We start from the raw sequence: 20,453 nt of genomic DNA on the forward strand, positions 1-20,453 counted from the left end.
CCTACTGGCCCGCGGCGGCGGGCTGGGTGCCGAGGATGTCGACGACGAACACGATGGTGTCGGTGCCGCCGATGTCGGTGCCCTGGCCCTTGTCGCCGTAGCCGTCCGCGGGCGGGATGATCGCGATGACCTGCGAGCCGACCTTCTGGCCGACGAGCGCCTTCGTGAAGCCGGGGATGACCTGCGACGTGACGAAGGTGGCGGACTGGCCGCGGTCCCAGCTGGAGTCGAAGACCTTCTTGGTGTTCCAGTTGATGCCCGTGTACTGCACGGTGACGCTCGCGCCGTCGGTGACCTCGGCGCCGTCGCCGACCTTGAGGTTCGCGATCTTCGTCTCCGTCGGCGGGGCGGCGTCCGGGATGGTGATGGTGGGCGCCCCGTCGTCCGCGAGCGTGACGGCGGGGAAGCCCTCCGGCGCGGGCTGGTCGACGCCGTCGGCGCGGGTGGCGGCCTGGCTCAGCACGTCGACCACGATGACGATGGGGTCGTCGGCACCGAGGCCGAGCGTCGTCGCCTGCTCGGCGGCGAAGCCGTCGGCCGCGGGGACCACCGCGACGATGCGGGATCCGACCGTGGTGCACTCGACCGCGCGGACGACGCCGGGGACCAGGGCGCCGTCGTTCATCGTGGCGGGCAGCGGCGAGTCGGCGTTGTAGGCGAGCTGCGCGATGGCCTCGCCGGTCTTCCCGTTGTAGGCGGCGAGCGCGATGTTCGCGGTGGCGCCTGCCGCGATCTCCGCGCCGTCGCCCTCCGTGACGATCGTGCGCTCGGTCGTGTCGACCGTGAGCGGACCGTCGACCGTGACCTCGGGGGCCTTGCCGAAGTCGCCGGAGACCTTGACCGACTTCGACGCGTCACCCGACGGGGTGTCGATGCAGGACGCCCCCGCGGTGCGTGCGCCGGCCGTCGGGCTCGCGGACGGATCCGCGTCCGGCGTGCCGCTGCCGGAGCAGGCGGACAGCGCTAGGACGGCGGCCGCGGCCAGGGTGAGGGGGATGCGTCGCTTCACGTGAGTCGCTTTCATCGGCGCGGCGGACGCACCAGGTATGTGGGAGGGACTCGCACAGTCTGCCCGAACCGGCCGGGGACCGCCTGACAGGGCGCGAGCGGGGCGCGCGCCGGGTGCCGGGCGCCGGGTGCCGGGTGCCGGGTCAGGCGCTCGCGTCGGCGGCGAGCACGGTGCGCGGCTCGTGGTGCACGGGGAAGTTGACGGAGCTCGCGATGAAGCAGCGCTCGGATGCGCCCTGGTGCAGCGACGTCGCGAGCTCGACGTGCGCGGGATCCCGGATGGTGACGACGGGCCGCAGCGTGACCTCGACGAAGTGCCCGCCGCCGTCGTCCGTCTGCCGCATGGTGCCGGTGGGCTGGTCGCTGTAGCCCACGACCACGACGCCCGCCGTGGCGGCCGCGTGCAGGTAGCTGAGCAGGTGGCACTGCGCGAGCGCGGAGATGAGGGTCTCCTCGGGGTTCCAGCGGTCGACGTCGCCGCGGAACGGGCGGTCGGCGGATCCCAGGAGGTCGGGCTTCCCCGCGGCGCGGACGATGTGGTCGCGGCCGTAGGAGCGGTAGTCGGACGTGCCGGATCCGCGGTCGCCCGTCCACTCGAGGGACAGGGCGTACCGGTGCTCGATCTGCATGGGATCACGCTAGCGAACGGCGCCGCGGTCCTTCCGGATCCCGCTGCCCGCGCGGGTAAACTCGCCGGATCATGACAGACACCCTGGACTCCGCCCGCGTCGGCATCCCTGCCGGCCCCGCCTCCGACTCCCCCGCCGCGTCCGCCCGCGACGCGCGCCCGCAGGTGCCGCAGGAGCGACGCATCGTGACGGAGATCCCCGGCCCGCTCTCGCGGGAGCTGCACGAGCGCCGGAAGCGCGTGGTGCCGCCCGGCGTCTCCTCCCTGCTCCCCGTCTACATCTCCCGCGCGCACGGCGCGATCGTGGAGGACGTGGACGGCAACCGCTTCATCGACCTGGGCGCCGGCATCGGCGTGACCACCGTGGGGCACACGCGCCAGGAGGTCGTGGACGCGGCGACCGCGCAGCTCGGCGACGTGATCCACACGCTCTTCACCGTGACGCCGTACGAGGAGTACGTGCGCGTGGCGGAGCTGCTCGCGGAGCACACGCCCGGCACCCACGAGAAGCGCACGGTGCTGGTGAACTCGGGCGCGGAGGCCGTGGAGAACGGCGTGAAGATCGCGCGCAAGCACACGGGTCGCCGCGCGGTGGCGGTGCTCGACCACGGCTACCACGGCCGCACCAACCTCACGATGGCGATGAACTACAAGGCCTCGCCCTACGGCACCGGCTTCGGGCCCTTCGCCGGCGACGTCTACCACGCGCCGAGCTCCTACCCGTATCACGACGGGCTCTCGGGCGCCGAGGCCGCGGCCCGCACCATCTCGTACCTCGAGAAGCGCATCGGCGCGATCGACCTCGCGTGCGTGGTCGCGGAGCCCATCCAGGGCGAGGGCGGCTTCATGGTGCCGGCCGATGGGTTCCTGCCCGCGCTCCAGGAGTGGTGCACGGCGAACGGCGTGGTCTTCATCGCGGACGAGATCCAGTCTGGCCTCGCGCGCACCGGCCGCTTCTTCGCGAGCGAGCACCTCGGCCTCGTGCCCGACCTCGTGCTCACGGCGAAGGGCATCGCGGGCGGCCTGCCGCTCGCGGGCGTGACCGGACGCGCCGAGATCATGGACTCCGCGCTCCCCGGCGGGCTCGGCGGCACGTTCGGCGGCAACCCCGTCGCAGCGGCCGCCGCGGTGGCCGTCTTCGAGGCGATCGAGACGCACGGCCTCCTCGCGGAGGCCACCCGCATCGGCGACCACCTGCACCGCACGCTCACGGAGCTGCAGCGGGAACACGACATCATCGGCGACGTACGCGGCATCGGCGCGATGATCGCCATCGAGCTCGTGCAGCCGGGCACCGGATCCACCACGAAGGAGCCGAACGCGGAGGCGGTCGCGGCCATCGCGGCGTACTGCCACGCGCACGGCGTGATCATCCTCACGGCCGGCACGTACGGCAACGTGCTGCGCTTCCTGCCGAGCCTCGCGATCTCCGAGGAGCTGCTCGACGACGCGCTCGGCGTGATCGCCGACGCGTTCCGGGCGCTCTGATGGCGGCGGCCGTCGAGACTATCCCCGTCCAGGGCGCCGTGGAGCTCGCGGTGCTCGAGCGGAGCGGCTTCGTGGAGTCGCGCCACATCGGCGCGGCCGTCGTGCTGTCGGCCGAGGGCGAGGTGCTGCGTGAGGTGGGCGACGCGACGACCCCCGTCTTCCCGCGCTCCAGCATGAAGCCGTTCCAGGCCCTCGCGGTGCTGGCGAGCGGCGCGGAGCTCACCGAGGAGGAGCACGTGCTCGCCACGGCCAGCCACGCCGCGACCGCGCGTCACGTGGAGGTGGTGCGGGGGATCCTCGCGAAGGCCGGGCTCGACGAGTCCGCGCTGCGCTGCCCCGCCGACTGGCCGCTCGACCGGGCGGCGCGCGACGAGCTCGTGCGCGCCGGGATCCCCGCCTCCCCCGTCCACATGAACTGCTCCGGCAAGCACGCCGCGATGCTGCTCGCCTGCGTGACGAACGGCTGGTCGACTGACGACTACCTGCACCCGGACCACCCGCTGCAGGTGCGGATCCGCGACGTGGTCGAGCGCTTCACGGGAGAGCGGATCGCCACCACGGGCGTCGACGGGTGCGGCGCTCCCGTGCACGCGATGTCGTTGACGGCGCTCGCGCGCGGGATCCACCGCATCGCGACCTCCGCGCCCGGCTCGCCGTTCGCGCTGTATCGGCACGCGGCCGCGCTGACCTCGGCGGTGCGCGCCCACGGCTGGGCCATCGACGGTCCCGGCCGCGCGAACACCGTCGTGATCGAGCGGCTGGGCCTCTTCGCCAAGGGCGGGGCCGAGGGGATCATGATCATGACCGCCCCCGACGGCACGACCGTGGCCTCGAAGACGCTCGACGGGAGCCTCAGGGCCTCCACCATCGTGGCGCTCGAGCTGCTGGCCCAGGCGGGCGCGATCACGCGGGACGACGTGGAGCGCGTGCGCCCCGAGCTCGACCTCGCGGTGCTCGGCGGCGGCGTGCCCGTGGGCGAGATCCGGGTATCGCCGACGCTCATCGGCTGATCCCGGCGGGCTGCGCGCCACGCGGCGGGTCCGCGGGGAGCGCTGCGGGTGCCGCGGCTTCCGCAGGCGCCGCGGCTTCCTCGGGGAGCGCGGTCGCCGCGGGTGCCTCCCCTTGCACAGGCGCATCGGGCGGCGGCGCCGTCGTGGGCGGCCACGAGCAGCGGCGCACGTCGCCGTCGGAGGTGACGAGCCAAGCGCGCCCGGGGATCGGGGCGAGGGGCGGCGGCACCTCGCGGACACGGAGCAGCGTGCGCGCATCCCGCGCGGTGCAGCCCTCCAGCACGACGTGACCGGCGCGGCGGAGGTCCGCGAGGAGCGGACCACGCATCAGCCAGGCGTCGGGATCCCCGACCACGACCCGGGGACGCGCCGCGCGGCCGGTGCCGACGGGCACGCCGTGACCGACGGCGGCTCGTGTCGAGAACCCGACCCCGTCCGAGGCCGCACCGGGGAACGGCTGATCCGCGCACCAGCCCGGCGGGATCAGGGCGGCCTCGACCGCGTCGACGCCCCGCTCGCGGAGCCGCGCGACCGCGGCGGCGGACGACGGTGTGACGAGCGCGTGGACGGCGTCGCCCGGGAGGAACACGCGGGGCGCGGGGTCCGCGGGCACCGGCGCACGGGAGCCGTCCGCACGCCGGGCGGACCCGCTCTCGACCTCGGGCGGCGTGGCCACCTGGATCCGCTCGCCGCGCCACTCCCCCGCTCCGGGCGTCGCGCGGGCGTCGAAGAGGCGGCTCTCGCCGCCCGCCAGGACGTGCTCCTGCCTGGTCGGGAGAGGGAGGATCACGGGCGGTCCCGAGGCGGCCGTCACGCACTGGAGCGACCCGCCCGCCCGCCGGCCGGCGACGGCGAGCGCCACCCCGGCGTGCGGCCCCTCGCGGACGATGGCGGTCAGCCCCTCGAGCAGCGCGGCCTGGTGCTCGGGTCCCAGGCGGGAGACGGCGACGTCGAGGTCGTCGGCCAGCAGGACGAGCGGATCGCGCGGCCCGTGCGGGTCGCGGATGCGGGCGACGACGCCGGCGACCGCGTCCCAGCAGCCCTCCGCGTCCGCGGGCACGTGGACCACCTCGGCGCCGGCCACGGCGGCGGACGCGGCGATGGTGCGCAGGCACGTGCTGCGGCCGGATCCCGGGCCGCCGACGACGAGCAGGTGGCCATCCGTGGCCGGGCACCACACGGCCTTCGCGCGCCGCTGCTCCGCGGGCAGGTCGACGAGGGCGAACGGGATGGCGGGCGCGCCGGATGCGGGGATCGCGGATCCGCGCCGGGAGAGGGGCGGCACCGCGTCGAGGGCGGCGAACGGGATGGACGCGGGCAGCGGATCCAGCCACGGGCGCCGGACGGGGACGGGCGTCGCGTGGGCGGCGGCGACGCGGGCGAGGTCGCCAGCCGTCGTGACGGCCACCTGGAACGGGCGCGCCGGCGCGCCATGCGCCCCGACCAGGCACCGACCCGCGGGCGCGTCGGCGAGGCGGGCCGCCTCGACGGTGCCGAGGAGCGCCCTGCTGTCCGCCTCGTTGTTGACGCGGAGCGAGAGGCGGAGGTCGCAGTTGGCGAGCACCGCGTCGCGCACGACGCCGGCGGGACGCTGGGTGCAGAGCACCAGGTGCATGCCGAGCGAGCGGCCCCGGGCGGCGATGTCGGCGACGACCTCGTGCAGGCCGTCCTGGTCGGCGAGGAGGGCCGCCAGCTCGTCGACGACGATGACGAGGCGCGGCAGCACGCCCGCCGCGGCGGGGTCGTCGACGTCGCGGGCGCCGGCCTCGCGGAGGACGCGTTCACGATGGCGGATCTCCGCGCGCAGGCTCTCGAGCGCGCGACGCGCGCCCTGGCCGTCGAGGTCGGTGACCAGGCCGACGGCGTGGGGCAGGACAAGCAGCGGGTCGAACGCCGCGCCGCCCTTGAAGTCGACGAGGAGCACGGTGACCTCCTCGGGCGGGTGAGCCGCCGCGAGCGCCGCCATCCACGTGACGAGGAGCTCGCTCTTGCCGCTCCCCGTGGTGCCGGCGACGACCGAGTGCGGGCCGTCCGCGACGAGGTCCACCGACACGGGACCGTCGTGCCCGACGCCGATGACCGCCGCGAGCGTGCCTGGACGGCGGGGGTGCGGCACGCGGTCCCGCGCCGTGCCGGATCCCTCGCCCGCCGCGAGCCCGGGCGCCGACCGGGCCGGGTCGCCCGCGACCGGCTCGTCGACGGCCGGCAGCTCCGCGAAGGGCGGCTCCGCGGCCAGCAGGTCGGCGAAGGGCACGCGCGACGGGAGGGGCGCCCGCGCCGCCGCGAGCCCGCGCCGCCGCGCGAGGTCGGCCAGCTCGTCCGCGAGGCGCTCCACCTCCGTGAGGGACACGAGGTCAGGACGCACCAGGCCGGTGCGGGTGAGGCGCGGCACCGGGACGCCGTCGCCGTCGGCTGGGAGGACGGGCGCCGCGGGTTCCGCGGAGCCGAGGGCGGCCGGGCCGTCCGACGCCGGGTCGGCCGCGAGGATCCGCGCCGTGCCGGGGCTCCGGACGTCGAGCACCGTGCGGCACGCGGCCGGGAGCGACTCGACCAGCGGCGCCGCGGCGAGCACGACCTCCCGCCCGCCGAGCGCGAGCCGGATCGCCCACGCGCCCGGCTCGCCCGTCGCGATGGGCTCCGTGGCCGGTCGGTCGGCACCGGCCCGCTCCTCGCGGAGCCCGTCGGCCGCGTGCGGCAGCCGCTGGAGCCAGTCCCACTCGGGCCCGGCCGGGCGGGACGCGATGCGCAGGTCATCAGGCGGGAGGGCGTGCACGAGCTGGACGACGACGCCCCGGAGCACGGGCGCGACCAGGGCGGGCGCGCCCCGGAGCCCGAGGCCGCCGGTGACGGAGACGAGGACGGGCGCGTCGGGGACCCAGCGGACGAGATCCGCCCACCGCGCCGGGTCGTGCGGGGAGGCGGCCGCCGCCGAGCGCGCACCCGCGGGGACGCGACGGGTGCGCCGCCGCACGGAGCGCAGGAGCGGACGGCGCAGCAGGGTGCCGCGCCCGTCGCGCGCGTCGGCATCCGGCACCAGCGCCTCCGGATCGCCCCGCCAGACCATCCCGCTCGGCACCTCGCCCGTGCCGAGCGCCATGGGGAGCGGGCCGTCACCGCCCGGATCCGCCCGCCAGAGCAGCGCGGGGTTGGCGCCGCCGTCGAGGATCTCGCGCGCGGACGGCGCCCGCGACCGCAGGGCGACGCGGGCGGCGGCGACGCGCGCACGCACCTCGGCGAGCAGACGCACGACGGCGGCACGGGACTCGCGCTCCGCGCGGCGGGCGGAGCGCCGGCCGGAGATGCGCTGATCCGCGACGCCCGCGACCGCGACCACGGGCCCGAGCGCCGCGAACAGCAGCGCGTACGGCGAGCGCGTGACGGCCCAGACGGCGACGCTGACGACGAGGGGCGCCGCGACGCCGAGCACCGGGAACGGGGGCGGCGGCGCGGGCGCGGGCGACGGGGGCGGGGAGATGTCCACCGGGCGAGGACACCACGGTCGTCGTGCCCCGGTGGCGCGGCGCCCGCACCTCGTGGACGCCGGGCGCGACGGGGTCCTGGGGAGGAGCCGTCAGGCGCGCGGACGGCCTCGCCGGGCACGCGCTCCCGCGACCCTCGCGCGGCCGCCGTCGTCGCCGCCCGCGCCGCGCCCGCCGCGCGCCCGCCGCAGCGACGCGAGCGACACCATCGCGCGGAGCCGCTGCCGCCGGGTCCGCCCGGCGTCCATGCGCGCCGCCAGCTCGTCGACCCGGCGCCAGGAGGCGTCGGCGAGCGGATCCGGCACGTCGCCCGGCGCGAACGCCGACTCGTCGGCCACGTCCGCGAGCCCGCGCGCACCGCCCACGCCCACGAGCCGCGCCACCTCGCGCCGCGTGGCAGCCACGGGCGGCACGAGGCCGCGGTCGAGCGCGCCGTCGCGGAACTCGTCCCACGCGCCGCCGACCCGGTCGCGCGCGGCGGCCGCCCCGCGACGTCGTCGCCGACGCGTCGCCTTCGCGCCCACCACGGCCAGGAACGGCGACGCCGCGAGCCCCAGCCCGAGCAGCGACCAGCCGGCCACGCGCACGGCGGCGAGCACGGCCTGGAGCGCGGGATCCGCCTCCGGCCGGTCGTCCCGGCTCGCGTCCGGGGGCGTGCGGTCCTCGGGCTCGGCCTGCTCCTCGACGGGCGGCGGCAGCACCGTCTGCGGACGGGCGACCTCGGTGGGCTCGTCGGGCAGCGCGTCGGGCACGTCGCGGACCGGCGGGTTCGGATCCACCGCGACCCAGCCGGAGGACGCCGTGTCGACCTCGATCCAGGCGGTGACGTCGGATCCCTGGATACGCACCGGCCCGCCGAGCGCCTCCCGCACGGCCGCCTCGCCGGGCGCGAATCCCATCACGACGCGGACGGGGAAGCCGAGGTCGTCGGCCATGAGGGCGGCCGCGACCGCGTACTGCTCCGCGTCGCCCAGCATGGGGCGCGTGGTGAGGAGGTCGGCGATCCGCTCGGCCGAGTGGCCCGACCGGCTGAAGGGCGCGTCGCCGACGCCGTGGCTGACGTAGCCGTCGGCGCGGAGGGCGGAGATCGCGGCGACGAGCTGCGCGCCGGGCGACGCGGAGGTGCCGGCACCCGCGTCGGTGTTCCCTGCCGTCGCGCCGTCGGGGGCGGCGGTGGACGCCTCCACGCGCGCGGCGATCTCGTCGGGCACGCCCGTGGGGCGCGGGGCCACGGCGTCGCCCGGGCGCTCGTCGGCGAGCGCCTCCAGCGGCGGCGTCGACGCGACCACGGCCTCGATCTCGTACGCGTCGCCCGCGGTCAACCCGCCGATCACGGCGCCGGTGGCGGTCGCGTCGTCGTAGTAGAAGGAGTCGGCGAGGCGTCCGCCGTCGTCGCCCGCGAAGGCGATGCGCTCGAGGCGGCCCGCGCCCGGCAGCCAGACGCCGCGGTAGGCGTCGACGACGACGTCGAGGGTGACGTCGTCGCCCGCGACGCCCGTCTGGTCGAGCCGGTACGGCACGCGCGCGAACGTGCCGGACGCCTGCCCCGTGCGCGACGCGTCGACGCTGCCGCGCGCACCGCCCGTGCCGTAGACGACGCCGTCGTAGGTGTCGAGGGCGGCGAGGCGCACCCGGCCGCCGACGGGCAGGCCCGCGACCGTGAGCAGCGTCTCGTCGACCGTCGGCGTCTTCCAGTAGGTGCGGAAGGACGAGAGCGGGCTGACCTGCTCGCGCGGGTCGAACGGCTGCTCGACCGTGGAGCGGAGGCCGGTGCGGGACGCGTCGGGCGGGGCCGCGCCCGTGGCGGCGACGCCCGCGGCCAGGGCGGCCGCGAGCACGACGACCGCGGAGATCCCGGCGCGCGTGCCCGAGCGGCGCCGGTCCGACGCCGACTCCACGGGGATCCCCGCCTGCCGGCCGAGGCGGCGCATCGCGCGGTGGCGTCGGCGCCAGCGGCAGCGCGCGATCCACAGCAGGGCCGTCGCGAGCCAGGCCAGCGCGACCGGGACGAGGAGGCCAGCGGCGTCGGGCGCGTCCGGTCCCTGGCTGCGGTCGGGGCCGAGGGCGGCGGCGACGACGAGGATCACGAGGGAGGGGATCACGGCGAGCTCGGGCCGCCGGGAGCGCAGGGCCACCGAGACGCCGATCACGGATCCCAGCAGCACGAGCGCGAACGCGGGCACGAGGAGCGCCTGGTAGTCGCCGACCGGGAGGGCGATGGTCAGGAGCCGCACGATGCCGAGGGACGCGCCCTCGACGAGCTCGCCGAGGCCCGCGAGCGTGGGCCGCCAGCCGTCGACCGCGCCGGTGGGGACCGCGAGCGGCACGCCCAGCGCGAGGAACGCCACGAGGATCGCGCCCGCCACCACCGCGCTCCCCCAGCGGAACCGCGCCCCCGCGACCGCGAGGAGCGCGCCGACGACCAGCGTGATCCCCGCCATCCGCACGAACGACGCGTCGCGGTAGACGGGCCAGAAGGCGGCCGCGGCGAGGCCGGTGAGGAGCGCGATCGCGACGGCCGGGATGAGCGTGCGGCCGGGGTCGCGGGATCCGGCCGGGACGCGGGGGCGGGCGGCGACGCGACCGCGAGCCGCGCGGCGGGCGACGCGGGCGACGCGGGAACCCCGCGCGCTCACGTCGCGCTCCGCTGCAGGGCGCCGCGGAGGTCGTCGAGGTAGCCGATCGTGAGGACCGACAGGTCGCCGAGGCGGCGGAGGCCCGGCTCGACCTCGGGGTCGCAGACGACGGCGACCACCTGCACGCCGGGCGGGAAGCCCACGGCTGCCGCGCGGATCGCGGCGGGCGCCGCCCCGGTGCCGCAGACGAGGAACACGACCGAGACGCCCGCGACCTCGTCGGCGGCGGCGCGGGCCAGCTCCACGAGCGACGCCGCGCGGTCGGACGCGCCGATCTCGGCGAGGTCGTCGAGGAGGCGGTCGCGCGTGACGGTGGCGAGGCGGCGGAGGCGGGCGGAGCGGGAGCCGGGTGGGCCCTGGCGCGCGACGGTGCGGGCGAGCCCGGGCAGCGTGGGCGCGGTCGGGGGGCGACGCGTGCGCCGCACCGCCCGGTCGGCGCTCGCGACGACCTGCAGGGTGCGCGCGTCGACGATGGCGCGGGCGCCCAGCGATCCGACGACGCTCACGGCCAGCTCGAACTCGGCGTCCGCGGTCGACCCGGCGAGCGCGCCCGCCGCGGATCCGGCCGCGACCGTGGTGCCGCCCGCCGGGATCGCCGTCGCGTCGTCCACCGGGCCGGGGGCGACGCCGCCGTAGTCGCCCGCGTGCAGCGACAGCGCCACCATGATGTGGCTCCGCCGGGTCTCCTCGAACCGCCGCACCATGTGCACGCCGGTCTTCGCGGTCGAGCGCCAGTGGATGTGCCGCACCGGGTCGCCCGGCACGTACTCGCGGAGCGACTGGAACGACACGTCGCTGTCGGTGAGGTCGCGCGTGGCGCGTCCCTCGAGGTCGCGGACGAAGCCCGTGCTCGTGCTGGGCATCGCGAGGGTGCGCGGGTGCACGAGGAGCCGGGTCGCGGCGGCCTCGGCGGACTCGCGGCGCACCAGCCCGATCGGGTCGCCGCGGACGATGCGCGCGGGACCGAGCGCGATCACGCCGCGGCGCGTCGTCGGCACGACGAACACGTCCTCGTGGGAGTGGCCGTGCGCGAGGGAGGGGACGTGGACCTCGGCGAGACCGGATCCGACGGGCACCTCCACCGTGAGCCCCACGGCCCGACGGCGCAGAGGGTTCCGCACGGCGACGGTCGCGGGCGCGCGCTCCCCCGCGACCACGCGGTCGCGCGGCAGGCGCAGCGACACCTCGACGCCGGACGCCCCCACGAGGTGCAGCAGCGCGATGACCCAGAGGGCGGCGCCGGTCCAGGCGACCGCGACCAGCTCGCGCCAGCCGAGCGCGTACCCGACGGCACCCGCGACGACCGCGGCCAGCGCGACGACGCGGCCGAGCGGCGTGACGACCGCGACGAGGCGCGCGAGGGCGTGGCGCGGCGGGGCGGCTGCGGGCTCGAGCGGGGATGCGACGGCGGCGGGATCCGGGGCGGCGGCCGCGCCACGCGTCCCGACCGCGCTCATCCGCCCGACCGCGCGCCCGCGGCGGAGGGCCCCGCGACGTGCGACCCCGCGGCAGCCCGACCGCCCGACGCCCCCGCGTGCCCGTCGCGCGGCGGCGCGATCTCGATGAGGATCTGCGACAGCACGCTCGTGGGCGTGACGCCGTCGAACTCGGCCTCGGGATCCAGCAGCAGGCGGTGCGCGAGCACGGGCTCGGCGAGCGCCTTCACGTCGTCGGGCACCACGTAGTGCCGGCCGTCGGCGGCGGCCCACGTGCGGGACGCGCGCACGAGAGCGAGGGCGCCGCGCACGCTCGCGCCCAGCCGCACCTCGGGCGCGGTGCGGGTCGCGTCGACCAGGCGCACCACGTAGTCGGCGACCGCGGGATCCACGTGCACGGTCCCCGCGCGCTCCTGCAGCGCCCGCACGGCGGCGGCCGACGCCACGGGCGCGAGCGTCACGTCGTGCGCGCTCACGGACGCGCCCTGCAGGATCCGCAGCATCGACTCGTGGTCGGGGTACCCGATGGACGTGCGCAGCAGGAACCGGTCGAGCTGCGCCTCGGGCAGCGCGTAGGTGCCGGCCTGCTCGATCGGGTTCTGGGTCGCGATGACAATGAACGGGTGGCCGACGTCGTAGGGCGTGCCGTCGACCGTGACACGGCCCTCCTCCATCACCTCGAGGAGCGCGGACTGGGTCTTCGGGCTCGCGCGGTTGATCTCGTCGGCCAGCACGATGCTCGCGAACACCGGCCCGCGGTGGAACTCGAACTCGCCCGTGCGCTGGTCGTAGACGCTGACGCCCGTGATGTCGCCGGGCAGCACGTCGGGCGTGAACTGCACCCGGCTGTGGGTGCCGTCGACGGTCTGCGCCATGGCGCGCGCGAGCGAGGTCTTGCCGGTGCCGGGCACGTCCTCGAGCAGGAGGTGGCCGCCCGTGACCATGGCCGTGAAGGCGAGGCGCACGACGTGGGACTTGCCGAGCAGCACCTGCTCCACGTTGCGCACGAGCCGCGCGAACTCGTCCTGGAAGGCGCGGGCCTCGTCGGCGGTCATCGTCATGGGGCGTGCCTCTCGGGTGCGGCCGCGTCGCCCGGCGGGATGGCCGCGGGTTCGGCCGTCATCCGCGGTGGGCGTACGTGTACAGGTTGCCCGAGTTCGCGGTGACGCGCACCTCGAGGATCCGCTCGCCGCCGGCCGGGACCGCGCAGGATCCGGCCGCGCCCGATGACGCGTCTGCCCACGCGCCCTGGCCCCCGCAGCGCCACTCGCTGCGCGCGTACCCGCCGCCGTCGCCGACGCGCCCGAACCCGGCCACGGCCGGCGGCATCGAGGTCCACGAGAAGGTCGTGACGCCCGCATCGTCGGTGGCGGACCGCACGTCGCCCGCGCGCGCGTCCACGGCGGTGCCGGCGGAGACGGGATCCGACCAGCCGCTCGACCGCGGTCGCCCGTCCCCGGAGTCCTCGACGACGCGCACCTGGATCGACGCGCCGACGCCCGTGCGCGGCAGCGTGAGCGCCTGGCCGACGCCGATCGGCACGCCGTCGCCCTGCCCGTCGACCCGGTACAGCAGCTGGGCGGACGCGGACGCGCTGCCCGGCCGGTAGCGCGCGTCGGCGAGGACCGCGCGGAAGACGCCGTCGCCCGGCCGGTCCGGGCTCGGCAGGTCGACGCGGACGACGGGCGTGGAGGGCGCCGTGCGCGGGGTCAGCTGGCCGGCCTCGACGACCGTGCAGCCCTGGCTGTTGGCGGCGAGCACCGCGAACGCGACCGGCTGGTCGGTGGCGAGGCCCGTGAACACGTGGCTGGTCGCGCCGCCCACCTCGACCGCGGGACCGTGCTGTGCCGACCACGGCGACACGCCCTCGGTGGGCACCGAGCAGCCGGGCGCGGATCCCGGCGCGTAGGCGGCGACGAGGTAGCGGATCCCGTCGACGCCCTGGCCCTGGAACGCCGGCCACGAGACGGTGACGCGCGTCTCGTCCGCCGCGTCGGCGACCGCGGTGGGCGCGCCGGTGGCGGTCGGGGCGCCGCGCGGCGTGCCGGTCGCGGTGGCGGCGAGCCACGCGGTCCCGTCCTGCACCTGGGCGCTGTTGCGCGCGGCCACCGAGACGGCGACGGGCACCTCGGCGACGAGCGACGGATCCCGCACCTCGACGCTCGTGGCATCGGACGCGACCTGCCGGGTGAGGCCGCCCACCCCCACGACGTACTGCGTGACGGGGCTCGACGACGACGGCACGGCGGACGGCTGCCACGAGAGGCGCAGCCCGTCGACGAGCGGCTCGACGGCGAGGCCGGCGGGCGCGGCCGGGAGCACATCCGACCAGAGGCCCGAGATCGACACCGGGTCCGAGGTGCCCACGCCGTTCACGGCGGAGACCTCCACCTGCACGGAGCTCCCCGGACCGTTGCCGGGGGTCGGCACGGTGCACGTCGTCGACGGGCAGGTGACGGTCGCGGTCGCCGTGCCGCCGCGGAGCACGCGCACCTGGTAGCCCGTGATGGCGGATCCGTTGAAGGCGCCGGGCTCGAACGCGACGGTGAGCGACCGGTCCGCGAAGCCGGAGGCGCGGAGGGCCGAGACCGGTCCCGGGCGGTCCTGCACGTGGATCACGACGGTGCCGAACGCGGCCCGGCCGGCGTCGCCCGTGGCGTCGCGCACCTCGTACTGCACGCGCACGTCGCCGGGCACGGCGTCGGCGGACGCGCTCACGGCGAGCGTCGCGCGGTCGGCCGACGGCGTCACGGTGACGCCCGCGGGGAGGCTCGCGCCGTCGGCGCCGCGGATGGAGGCGACCGTGAGCGGCGTGCCCGGGAAGGGGTTGCCGGCCTGGTCGTTGGCGAGCACGTCGACGGAGGTGGAGGATCCGCGCGTCACGGTGCCCTCGTCCGTCGCGGGCTGCGCGAGCGGGCGCGTCGAGGGGACGACCCGGAGGTCCACGCGGCCCGCGCGGCCGGTCTGGGTGGCGTCGCGCACGCTCACCGGGAACGACGCGGCCTGCCCCGTCGCGACGCCCTCGTCGGCGGAGATGCGGAGGGTGCCGCCGTCGACGGACGCGCGGAAGCCGGCGGCGACGGATCCCTCCAGGGCGAAGGCGAGCTGCCCGCGGTCGTCCTGGTACGGGTAGGTGGTGAGGCGGCCGAGGTCGACGTCCTTGGACTGCCCGGGCTCGAGGTCGATGACCGCGCCCGTGAACACGGGCGGCTGGTTCTCGGTGGGCGTCACCGTGATCGGGAGCACGAGCGCGGCCGTGCGCCCGCCCGCGCCCGAGCCGTCGGTCACCGTGAACGAGATCGCCGCCGGCCCGAAGTACCCCGGCTCGCTGCGATACGCGATGGTGTCCTCGTCCACGAGCTCCACGGGCCCGGCGGCGTGCGTCGCCGACAGCGAGTTCGGATCCGCGATGCGCACGGCCCGCCCGCCCGCCGCGACCACCTGCTCGTCGAGCTCGACCACGAGCCGCTCGCCGCTCGGCACGGTCGGCCGCGGCTCGCCCACGCGCAGCTGCGGGAGGGTGTCCTCGAAGCCGGGCACCCAGACGAAGGCCGTCGCGGAGATGGTCGGGTCGTCGGGCTGCGCCACCGTGAAGGGGACGATGCGGCGCTCGTCGCCGACCTCGACGCGGATCCGGCCGTCGTCCGTCACCAGCGCGACGTCCTCGTAGCCCGCGCCGACGGCGAGCACGAGCGACGACGCGTCGCCCTCCGCCGAGAACACGTTGCGCATCACGTCGACGTCGACGCTCGACCGGTCGAGCACGTCGGAGAGCTGGAGCACCGTGTCGCGCGCGATCGGGCGCGTGGGCGGCGCGGCGGGATCCACGATCACGGTGAGGAACGCCTCGTCGCTGCCGCCGCGCGCGTTGCGCACGCCGTACACGAAGCCGTAGCGGCCCGCCTGCTCGGGCGCGACGACGCGCACGGTGTCGCCGTCGAGCCCCGCGACGAGGCCCTCCTCCTGCGGCTGCACCGAGACGAGCGAGAGCGCGCCGCCGTCCGGATCCGTGTCGTTGGCCAGCACCTGCACGCGCAGCACCCGGCCGGGCCGCACGGTCACGGTGTCGGCGGTGGCGACGGGGTTCCTCGCGCCCTCGACGCGCGGGCTGATGCCCACGCGGATCGTGCCGGTCGCCCGCGCGCCGAGCCCGTCGACCACGGCGTACGCGAACGCGTCGGTGCCGGTGGAGTAGTCGCCCGCCTGGTAGTCGATCCAGTCCGGCCCGACCTCGACGACCTGGCCCTTCTCGGGTCCGGTGTCCTGCCCGAGGAGCCGCACCGAGTCGCCGTCGGGGTCGATGCCGGTGAGCGGCACGGGGATCCGCACGGTCTCCCCCGCGAGCACGCGCGCCGTGAGCGGCCGCGGCACGGGCTCGGCGTTGGTCGCGACGTCGGCCTCGCGCACGGAGACGGTGAGGGTCGCGGTCGCCCACTGCCCGTCGGGCGCGACCGCGCGATAGACGGCGGTGTAGTCGCCCGTGCGGTCGGGCGCGAGGTAGCGGAGGCGGTCCTCGCTCGCGAAGAGGAGGCCGGCGCCCTCGGGCAGCGGATCCACGAGCACGGGGTCGAGGCGCAGCCGGTCGCCGTCGGGCTGCTGGTCGTTGGCGAGCACGGGGATGTCCACGGCGTCGCCCACGCGCACGGCCACGCGGTCGTCGGTCGCGACGGGCGGCTGGCGCACGGCCGGCTCGGGCACCTCGATCACGGTGATCACGCCGGTCGCCTCGGCGACGCCGTTGCTCACGCGGTACTCCACGTCCACCGGCCCGTCGAGCGGCCGGGTGAGGCTGATCCGCACGAGCCGCTGCCCGACCACCTCCGCGCGCACGCCCACGGCGTCCCCGGGCGAGACCGCGTCGGTGATCACGAGCACGCCGCCCGCGGGATCGAAGTCGGTCTGGAGCACGTCGACGTCCTGAGCCTGGAGCGCGCGCACGAACACGGTGTGCGGCACGGTCACGGGCCGGCCGTCGGACGCGGGGGCGCCGCGCACCTCGACGCGCACGACGCCCGTGGCCGTCGTCCGCCCGTCGGTCACCGTGTACTCGAGCAGGTGCGTGCCCGCCTGTCCGCCCTCGAGGCGGAAGGTGCCGGCCTCGAGGTCGGGCGTGATCTGCACGCCGGCCCGCGCGGGCACGGCGGCCAGCCGGATCGCGCCGCTCCCGCCGCGCGCGTGCGTCAGCGGCTCGACCGTGATCTCGCGCCCGATCGCCGCCTGCACGACGAAGCCCTCGGCGACGAGCGGCACGTCCCCGGCCCGACGGACCGTGACGACGAGCTCGCCCGAGCCCTCCTCGCGCCCGTCGGACACCTGCAACGCCACGGTCCGCGTGTCGCCGCCCGCCCCGGCGTCCGTGTAGACGACGCGCCCCTCGGGCTTCCAGCTGACGGCGTCGGGCGCGGGGACGCTCGCGCGCGTGAGGTACATCGGATCCCCGTCGGGGTCGTACCAGCCGCCCAGCACGTCGGTCTGCAGCCGGTCGCCCTCCGCGACCGTGCCGGTGGCGGGACGCGCCTGCTCGGGCGGCGCGTTCTCGTCGGCCCCGCGCACGGCGACGCGCACGTCCGCCGTCGCCGTGCCGCCGCGCCCGTCGCTCACGACGTAGGAGAACCGCACGGTGCCGGATGCGCCCGCGGCGAGCGCGAGCTGGAGGCCCTGGCCCTCGTCCACGATGTCGACCGCGCCGACCTCCACGTCCACGGGCGTGACGGAGTCGATCACGAGCACGTCGCCGTTCGGGTCGTGGTCGTTGAGGAGCACGGGCAGCGCGGTGGTGCGGCCGGGGCGCGCGCCGAGGTCGTCGTCGACCGCGACGGGCGGCTGCTGCACGCGGTCGGTCTCGGGCGGGGTGTCGGCCGTGTTCTGCTCGACGACGGTGTCGGAGCGGTCGCGGTCGATGAGGTCGGCCCAGTTGTCGATGAGGCCGGCGTCGCGCTGCACGGCCCACGCGGTGCCGCCGCGGGTGTCGTTGAGCACGACGCGCGTGCCGTCGACGAGGAAGCGCAGGGCGGCCTGCTGCGGCATGGATCCGAGGTCGCCCGTCGCGCCCGCCGTCGTGCGCCGGGCGTCCCGGTCGCCGTCGCCCCCGCCCGCGAGGGCCGCGGGGGCGAGGCAGCGCTGCCAGCCGGATCCGTCGGCCCAGCCCGCGTACTCGCAGCCGGAGACGCGGACGGGACGCGCGGGGTCGCCGCGCACGTCGCCTGTCACGACGACCGGATCCCCACCCGCGACGGGCACCTCGACCAGTCCGCCCGAGTGCGCGACGAGCACGCCGCCGCCGTCCGACGACGCGCGCTGGAGGGCGACGCGCGCGTCCGCGGCCACGGATCCGGCGAGGTCGACCGTGCGCCCGTCGACGAGGAGGGCGCGCGCGTCGGCGTCGTACAGCGCCCAGCGGCCGTCGACGGACGTGAGCGCGAGGCGCTGCCCGGCGGGCCGGCCGGGATCCCCCGCCTGGACGGTCTCGCCCGCGAGGGCCGCCGCGGGGTCGGCCGGGGCGTCCGCCGCCGCGTCCACGGGCGCGCCGACGGGCCCGACGTCGACCGTCTCCCGCACGGTGTCCTCGGTCGCGGCCCGGATGCGCGACAGCGTCCCCGTCGCGGCCGAGTACACGAGCAGCGTGCCGTCGTCGCCCATGGACGCGACGGCGTCGGCCCCGAGGATGAGCGTGGGCGCGCTCGCGGCGTCGAACGCGGAGAGGCCCGCGACCGGCACGAGCCACAGCTGGCCCGTCGCCGGCACGAGGATCGCGGCGCGGGGTCCCGCGAGCATGACCTCGGCGCCCGCGGGCAGCGGTGCGGTGTCGACCACCTCGCTCGTCGCGTCGTCGACCACGTCGAGCCGCGAGCTGCCGCGGTCGGCGAGCAGCACGGTGGATCCGGCCTGCAGCACGTCGATGTCCTCGCTGCGGGAGTCGACGACGCTGTCGAGCTCGAGCACGGCCGTGTTGGCGCGGCCGATCGCCTGCTGCGCGGAGTTGACGACCCACACGGATCCGTCGTCGAGGTCGACGCGCTGCGCCTGGTATCCGTCGGAGACGAGCGCGAAGCCCGTGAGGAGGGCGAGCACGACGGCCCCGCCGGTGACGGTCGTCGCGGCCTGGCGGTGGCGGCGGATCCACTCGCGGATCATCGCGGGAGCTCCGCGCACTTCTCGGTCGACGCGTCCCCGGCGATGCCGTCGCGCGTCACGGTGACGCGGATGCAGGCGCGGTCGTCCGTGCCGGCACCCGCGGAGCCGCCCGAGCCGGACGTCACGCGGAACGTCGTGTCGCGCTGCGTGCTCGGCAGCCCGCCGTCTCGCACCACCTGGTACGCGTCGTCGGCGCCGAGGCCGGGGTCGCTCCAGGAGAACAGCACGCCGTCGGCGGCGGCGGACGCCTGGATCTCGCCCACCACCGGGATGTCGCGCACCGCGGTGCCGCCGCCCGACCCGCCGAGCAGCGCGCCCACGCCCACGCTCGCGACGATCGCGCCGGCAGCCGCCGCGGCGAACGCCACGCGGTGCCGCGCGAGGAACGCGCGCCGGCCGGGGACGGCGGGCCGGACCGGGGTGGAGAGGCCGACGGGCCCGGAACCGGACCGGCCGAGCGAGGTGGACGCGGATCCCGCCCTCACCTGATCGGACGCGGTCGCCGGGACGCCGGGACGCGCCGCGCCCGCCGTCTGCCGCGACGCCGCCGGCGCCGCCTTCCGCCGGGCACGCCGGACGCCCGCGGTGCCGCGCGCTCCGCCCGGCCCGGTCGTCCCCGGATCCACCTGCGCGATGCCGCGCACGCGCGTCGGGTCGTCGTCCTCGTCGACCCCCGCCGCGACGGCCGACGCCCACTCCTCGCTCGCGACCTCGAGCGGCGTCTGCGCGAGCCGCAGCTCTGCCTCCACCGACTGCAGCTCACGCACGAACGCGAGCGCCGACTCGGGCCGGGCCTCCGGCTGCCGCGACATGGCGCGGCGCAGCACGAGCTCGAGCCGCTCGGGCACGTCGGCGCGCCCGGTGGGCAGGGGCCGCGCCCGCTGGATCCGCGCCACGAGGTCCGCGGGCGCGTTCTGCCCGCCTGGCACCTCGAACGGGCTGCGGCCGGCGAGCAGCGAGTACACGGTCGCGGCGAGCGACCACACCTCGCTCCGCACCGTGCCGGGGCTCTCGTCGGCGAGCACCTCGGGCGCCGACCACGGGATGGAGAGGCCCACCGCGTCGGTCGCCGCGGCGTCCTCGAGCGTGGAGGCGATGCCGAAGTCGCTGAGCACGGGGTGCCCGAACGCGGTCGTGAGGATGTTCGCGGGCTTGATGTCGCGGTGCAGCACGCCCGCGCGGTGGGCGGTCTCCACGGCGCTCGCGATGCGGATCCCCACGCGCAGCACCTCCGCGACGCCGAGCGGCTCGCGGCGGTACCGGTCGCTGAGGCTCGACGAGCACAGCTCCATCACGAGGTACGGGCGGCCGTCGGCGGCGACCGACGCCTGGTGCACGGTGAGCACCGACGGGTGGGCGCTCAGCTGCGCCATGAGGTCGGCCTCGGCGCGGAACATGGCGCGGAGGCGCTCGGTCACGATCTCCGCGAGCATCACCTTCACGGCGACCTGGCGGCGCGGCATGTCCTGCTCGTAGAGGAACACGTCGGCGAAGCCGCCGGAACCGAGGACCGTCACGTACGTGAACCCCGGCAGCACCGGCGGGGACGACGGCAGGCGTCTGGCCATGGCCCCCTCTTCGGGTCGGGACCGACGGCAGGGGCTGTTGCGGGCGGCGGATGGATCTCTCGCGGT

At 77.0% G+C, this 20,453-nt stretch carries 10 protein-coding genes; 2 read left to right on the forward strand and 8 right to left on the reverse strand.

Translation table 11 applies throughout. The features are described 5' to 3' along the window. Nucleotide 1: 1 nt before the first annotated feature. A complete protein-coding gene (locus K0V08_RS06660) occupies nucleotides 2-1,009 on the reverse strand; it encodes an FKBP-type peptidyl-prolyl cis-trans isomerase (RefSeq protein ID WP_231689059.1) in 1,008 nt (335 codons plus the stop codon). A gap of 142 nt (nucleotides 1,010-1,151) precedes the next feature. Continuing rightward, on the reverse strand, nucleotides 1,152-1,637 hold the full coding sequence (locus tag K0V08_RS06665) for an OsmC family protein (RefSeq protein WP_079534478.1): 486 nt from the start codon (nucleotides 1,635-1,637) through the stop codon (nucleotides 1,152-1,154). A 71-nt stretch (nucleotides 1,638-1,708) separates the two neighbouring features. Here K0V08_RS06665 and gabT point away from each other — a divergent pair, with 71 nt between their 5' ends. Continuing rightward, nucleotides 1,709-3,124 (forward strand): 4-aminobutyrate--2-oxoglutarate transaminase, encoded by a 1,416-nt coding sequence (gene gabT, locus K0V08_RS06670; RefSeq protein ID WP_079534476.1) that lies wholly within the window; start codon nucleotides 1,709-1,711, stop codon nucleotides 3,122-3,124. After that, a complete protein-coding gene (locus K0V08_RS06675) occupies nucleotides 3,124-4,134 on the forward strand; it encodes an asparaginase (RefSeq protein WP_012038854.1) in 1,011 nt (336 codons plus the stop codon). The genes gabT and K0V08_RS06675 overlap by 1 nt, the downstream gene beginning before the upstream one ends. Here K0V08_RS06675 and K0V08_RS06680 read toward each other — a convergent pair. From K0V08_RS06680 to K0V08_RS06705, 6 genes are all read right to left on the reverse strand, one after another. Beyond that, nucleotides 4,124-7,615 (reverse strand): FtsK/SpoIIIE domain-containing protein, encoded by a 3,492-nt coding sequence (locus K0V08_RS06680; RefSeq protein ID WP_079534474.1) that lies wholly within the window; start codon nucleotides 7,613-7,615, stop codon nucleotides 4,124-4,126. The genes K0V08_RS06675 and K0V08_RS06680 overlap by 11 nt on opposite strands. A gap of 90 nt (nucleotides 7,616-7,705) precedes the next feature. Then, on the reverse strand, nucleotides 7,706-10,249 hold the full coding sequence (locus K0V08_RS06685; protein ID WP_079534472.1) for a transglutaminase family protein: 2,544 nt from the start codon (nucleotides 10,247-10,249) through the stop codon (nucleotides 7,706-7,708). Beyond that, nucleotides 10,246-11,706 carry a DUF58 domain-containing protein gene (locus tag K0V08_RS06690; protein WP_012038857.1) on the reverse strand — a complete coding sequence of 487 codons (1,461 nt, stop codon included), beginning with the start codon at nucleotides 11,704-11,706 and terminating at the stop codon, nucleotides 10,246-10,248. The genes K0V08_RS06685 and K0V08_RS06690 overlap by 4 nt, the downstream gene beginning before the upstream one ends. Then, complete coding sequence (locus K0V08_RS06695; protein WP_079534470.1) at nucleotides 11,703-12,746, reverse strand: AAA family ATPase; 1,044 nt, start codon at nucleotides 12,744-12,746, stop codon at nucleotides 11,703-11,705. The genes K0V08_RS06690 and K0V08_RS06695 overlap by 4 nt, the downstream gene beginning before the upstream one ends. Before the next feature lie 58 nt (nucleotides 12,747-12,804). Further along, nucleotides 12,805-18,837 carry an Ig-like domain-containing protein gene (locus K0V08_RS06700; RefSeq protein WP_231689060.1) on the reverse strand — a complete coding sequence of 2,011 codons (6,033 nt, stop codon included), beginning with the start codon at nucleotides 18,835-18,837 and terminating at the stop codon, nucleotides 12,805-12,807. Next, nucleotides 18,816-20,387 carry a serine/threonine-protein kinase gene (locus K0V08_RS06705; protein WP_012038860.1) on the reverse strand — a complete coding sequence of 524 codons (1,572 nt, stop codon included), beginning with the start codon at nucleotides 20,385-20,387 and terminating at the stop codon, nucleotides 18,816-18,818. Before K0V08_RS06705 ends, K0V08_RS06700 begins: the two co-directional genes overlap by 22 nt. Nucleotides 20,388-20,453: the final 66 nt, after the last annotated feature.

It is taken from the genome of Clavibacter michiganensis, assembly GCF_021216655.1.
GTDB lineage: Bacteria > Actinomycetota > Actinomycetes > Actinomycetales > Microbacteriaceae > Clavibacter > Clavibacter michiganensis.

Excerpts from the sequence above, each read along its gene's own strand:
- K0V08_RS06690 (WP_012038857.1), bottom strand. The coding sequence starts at position 11,706 with ATGAGCGCGGTCGGGACGCGTGGCGCGGCCGCCGCCCCGGATCCCGCC.
- K0V08_RS06675 (WP_012038854.1), top strand. The coding sequence starts at position 3,124 with ATGGCGGCGGCCGTCGAGACTATCCCCGTCCAGGGCGCCGTGGAGCTC.
- K0V08_RS06705 (WP_012038860.1), bottom strand. The coding sequence starts at position 20,387 with ATGGCCAGACGCCTGCCGTCGTCCCCGCCGGTGCTGCCGGGGTTCACG.
- K0V08_RS06665 (WP_079534478.1), bottom strand. The coding sequence starts at position 1,637 with ATGCAGATCGAGCACCGGTACGCCCTGTCCCTCGAGTGGACGGGCGAC.
- K0V08_RS06695 (WP_079534470.1), bottom strand. The coding sequence starts at position 12,746 with ATGACGATGACCGCCGACGAGGCCCGCGCCTTCCAGGACGAGTTCGCG.
- gabT (WP_079534476.1), top strand. The coding sequence starts at position 1,709 with ATGACAGACACCCTGGACTCCGCCCGCGTCGGCATCCCTGCCGGCCCC.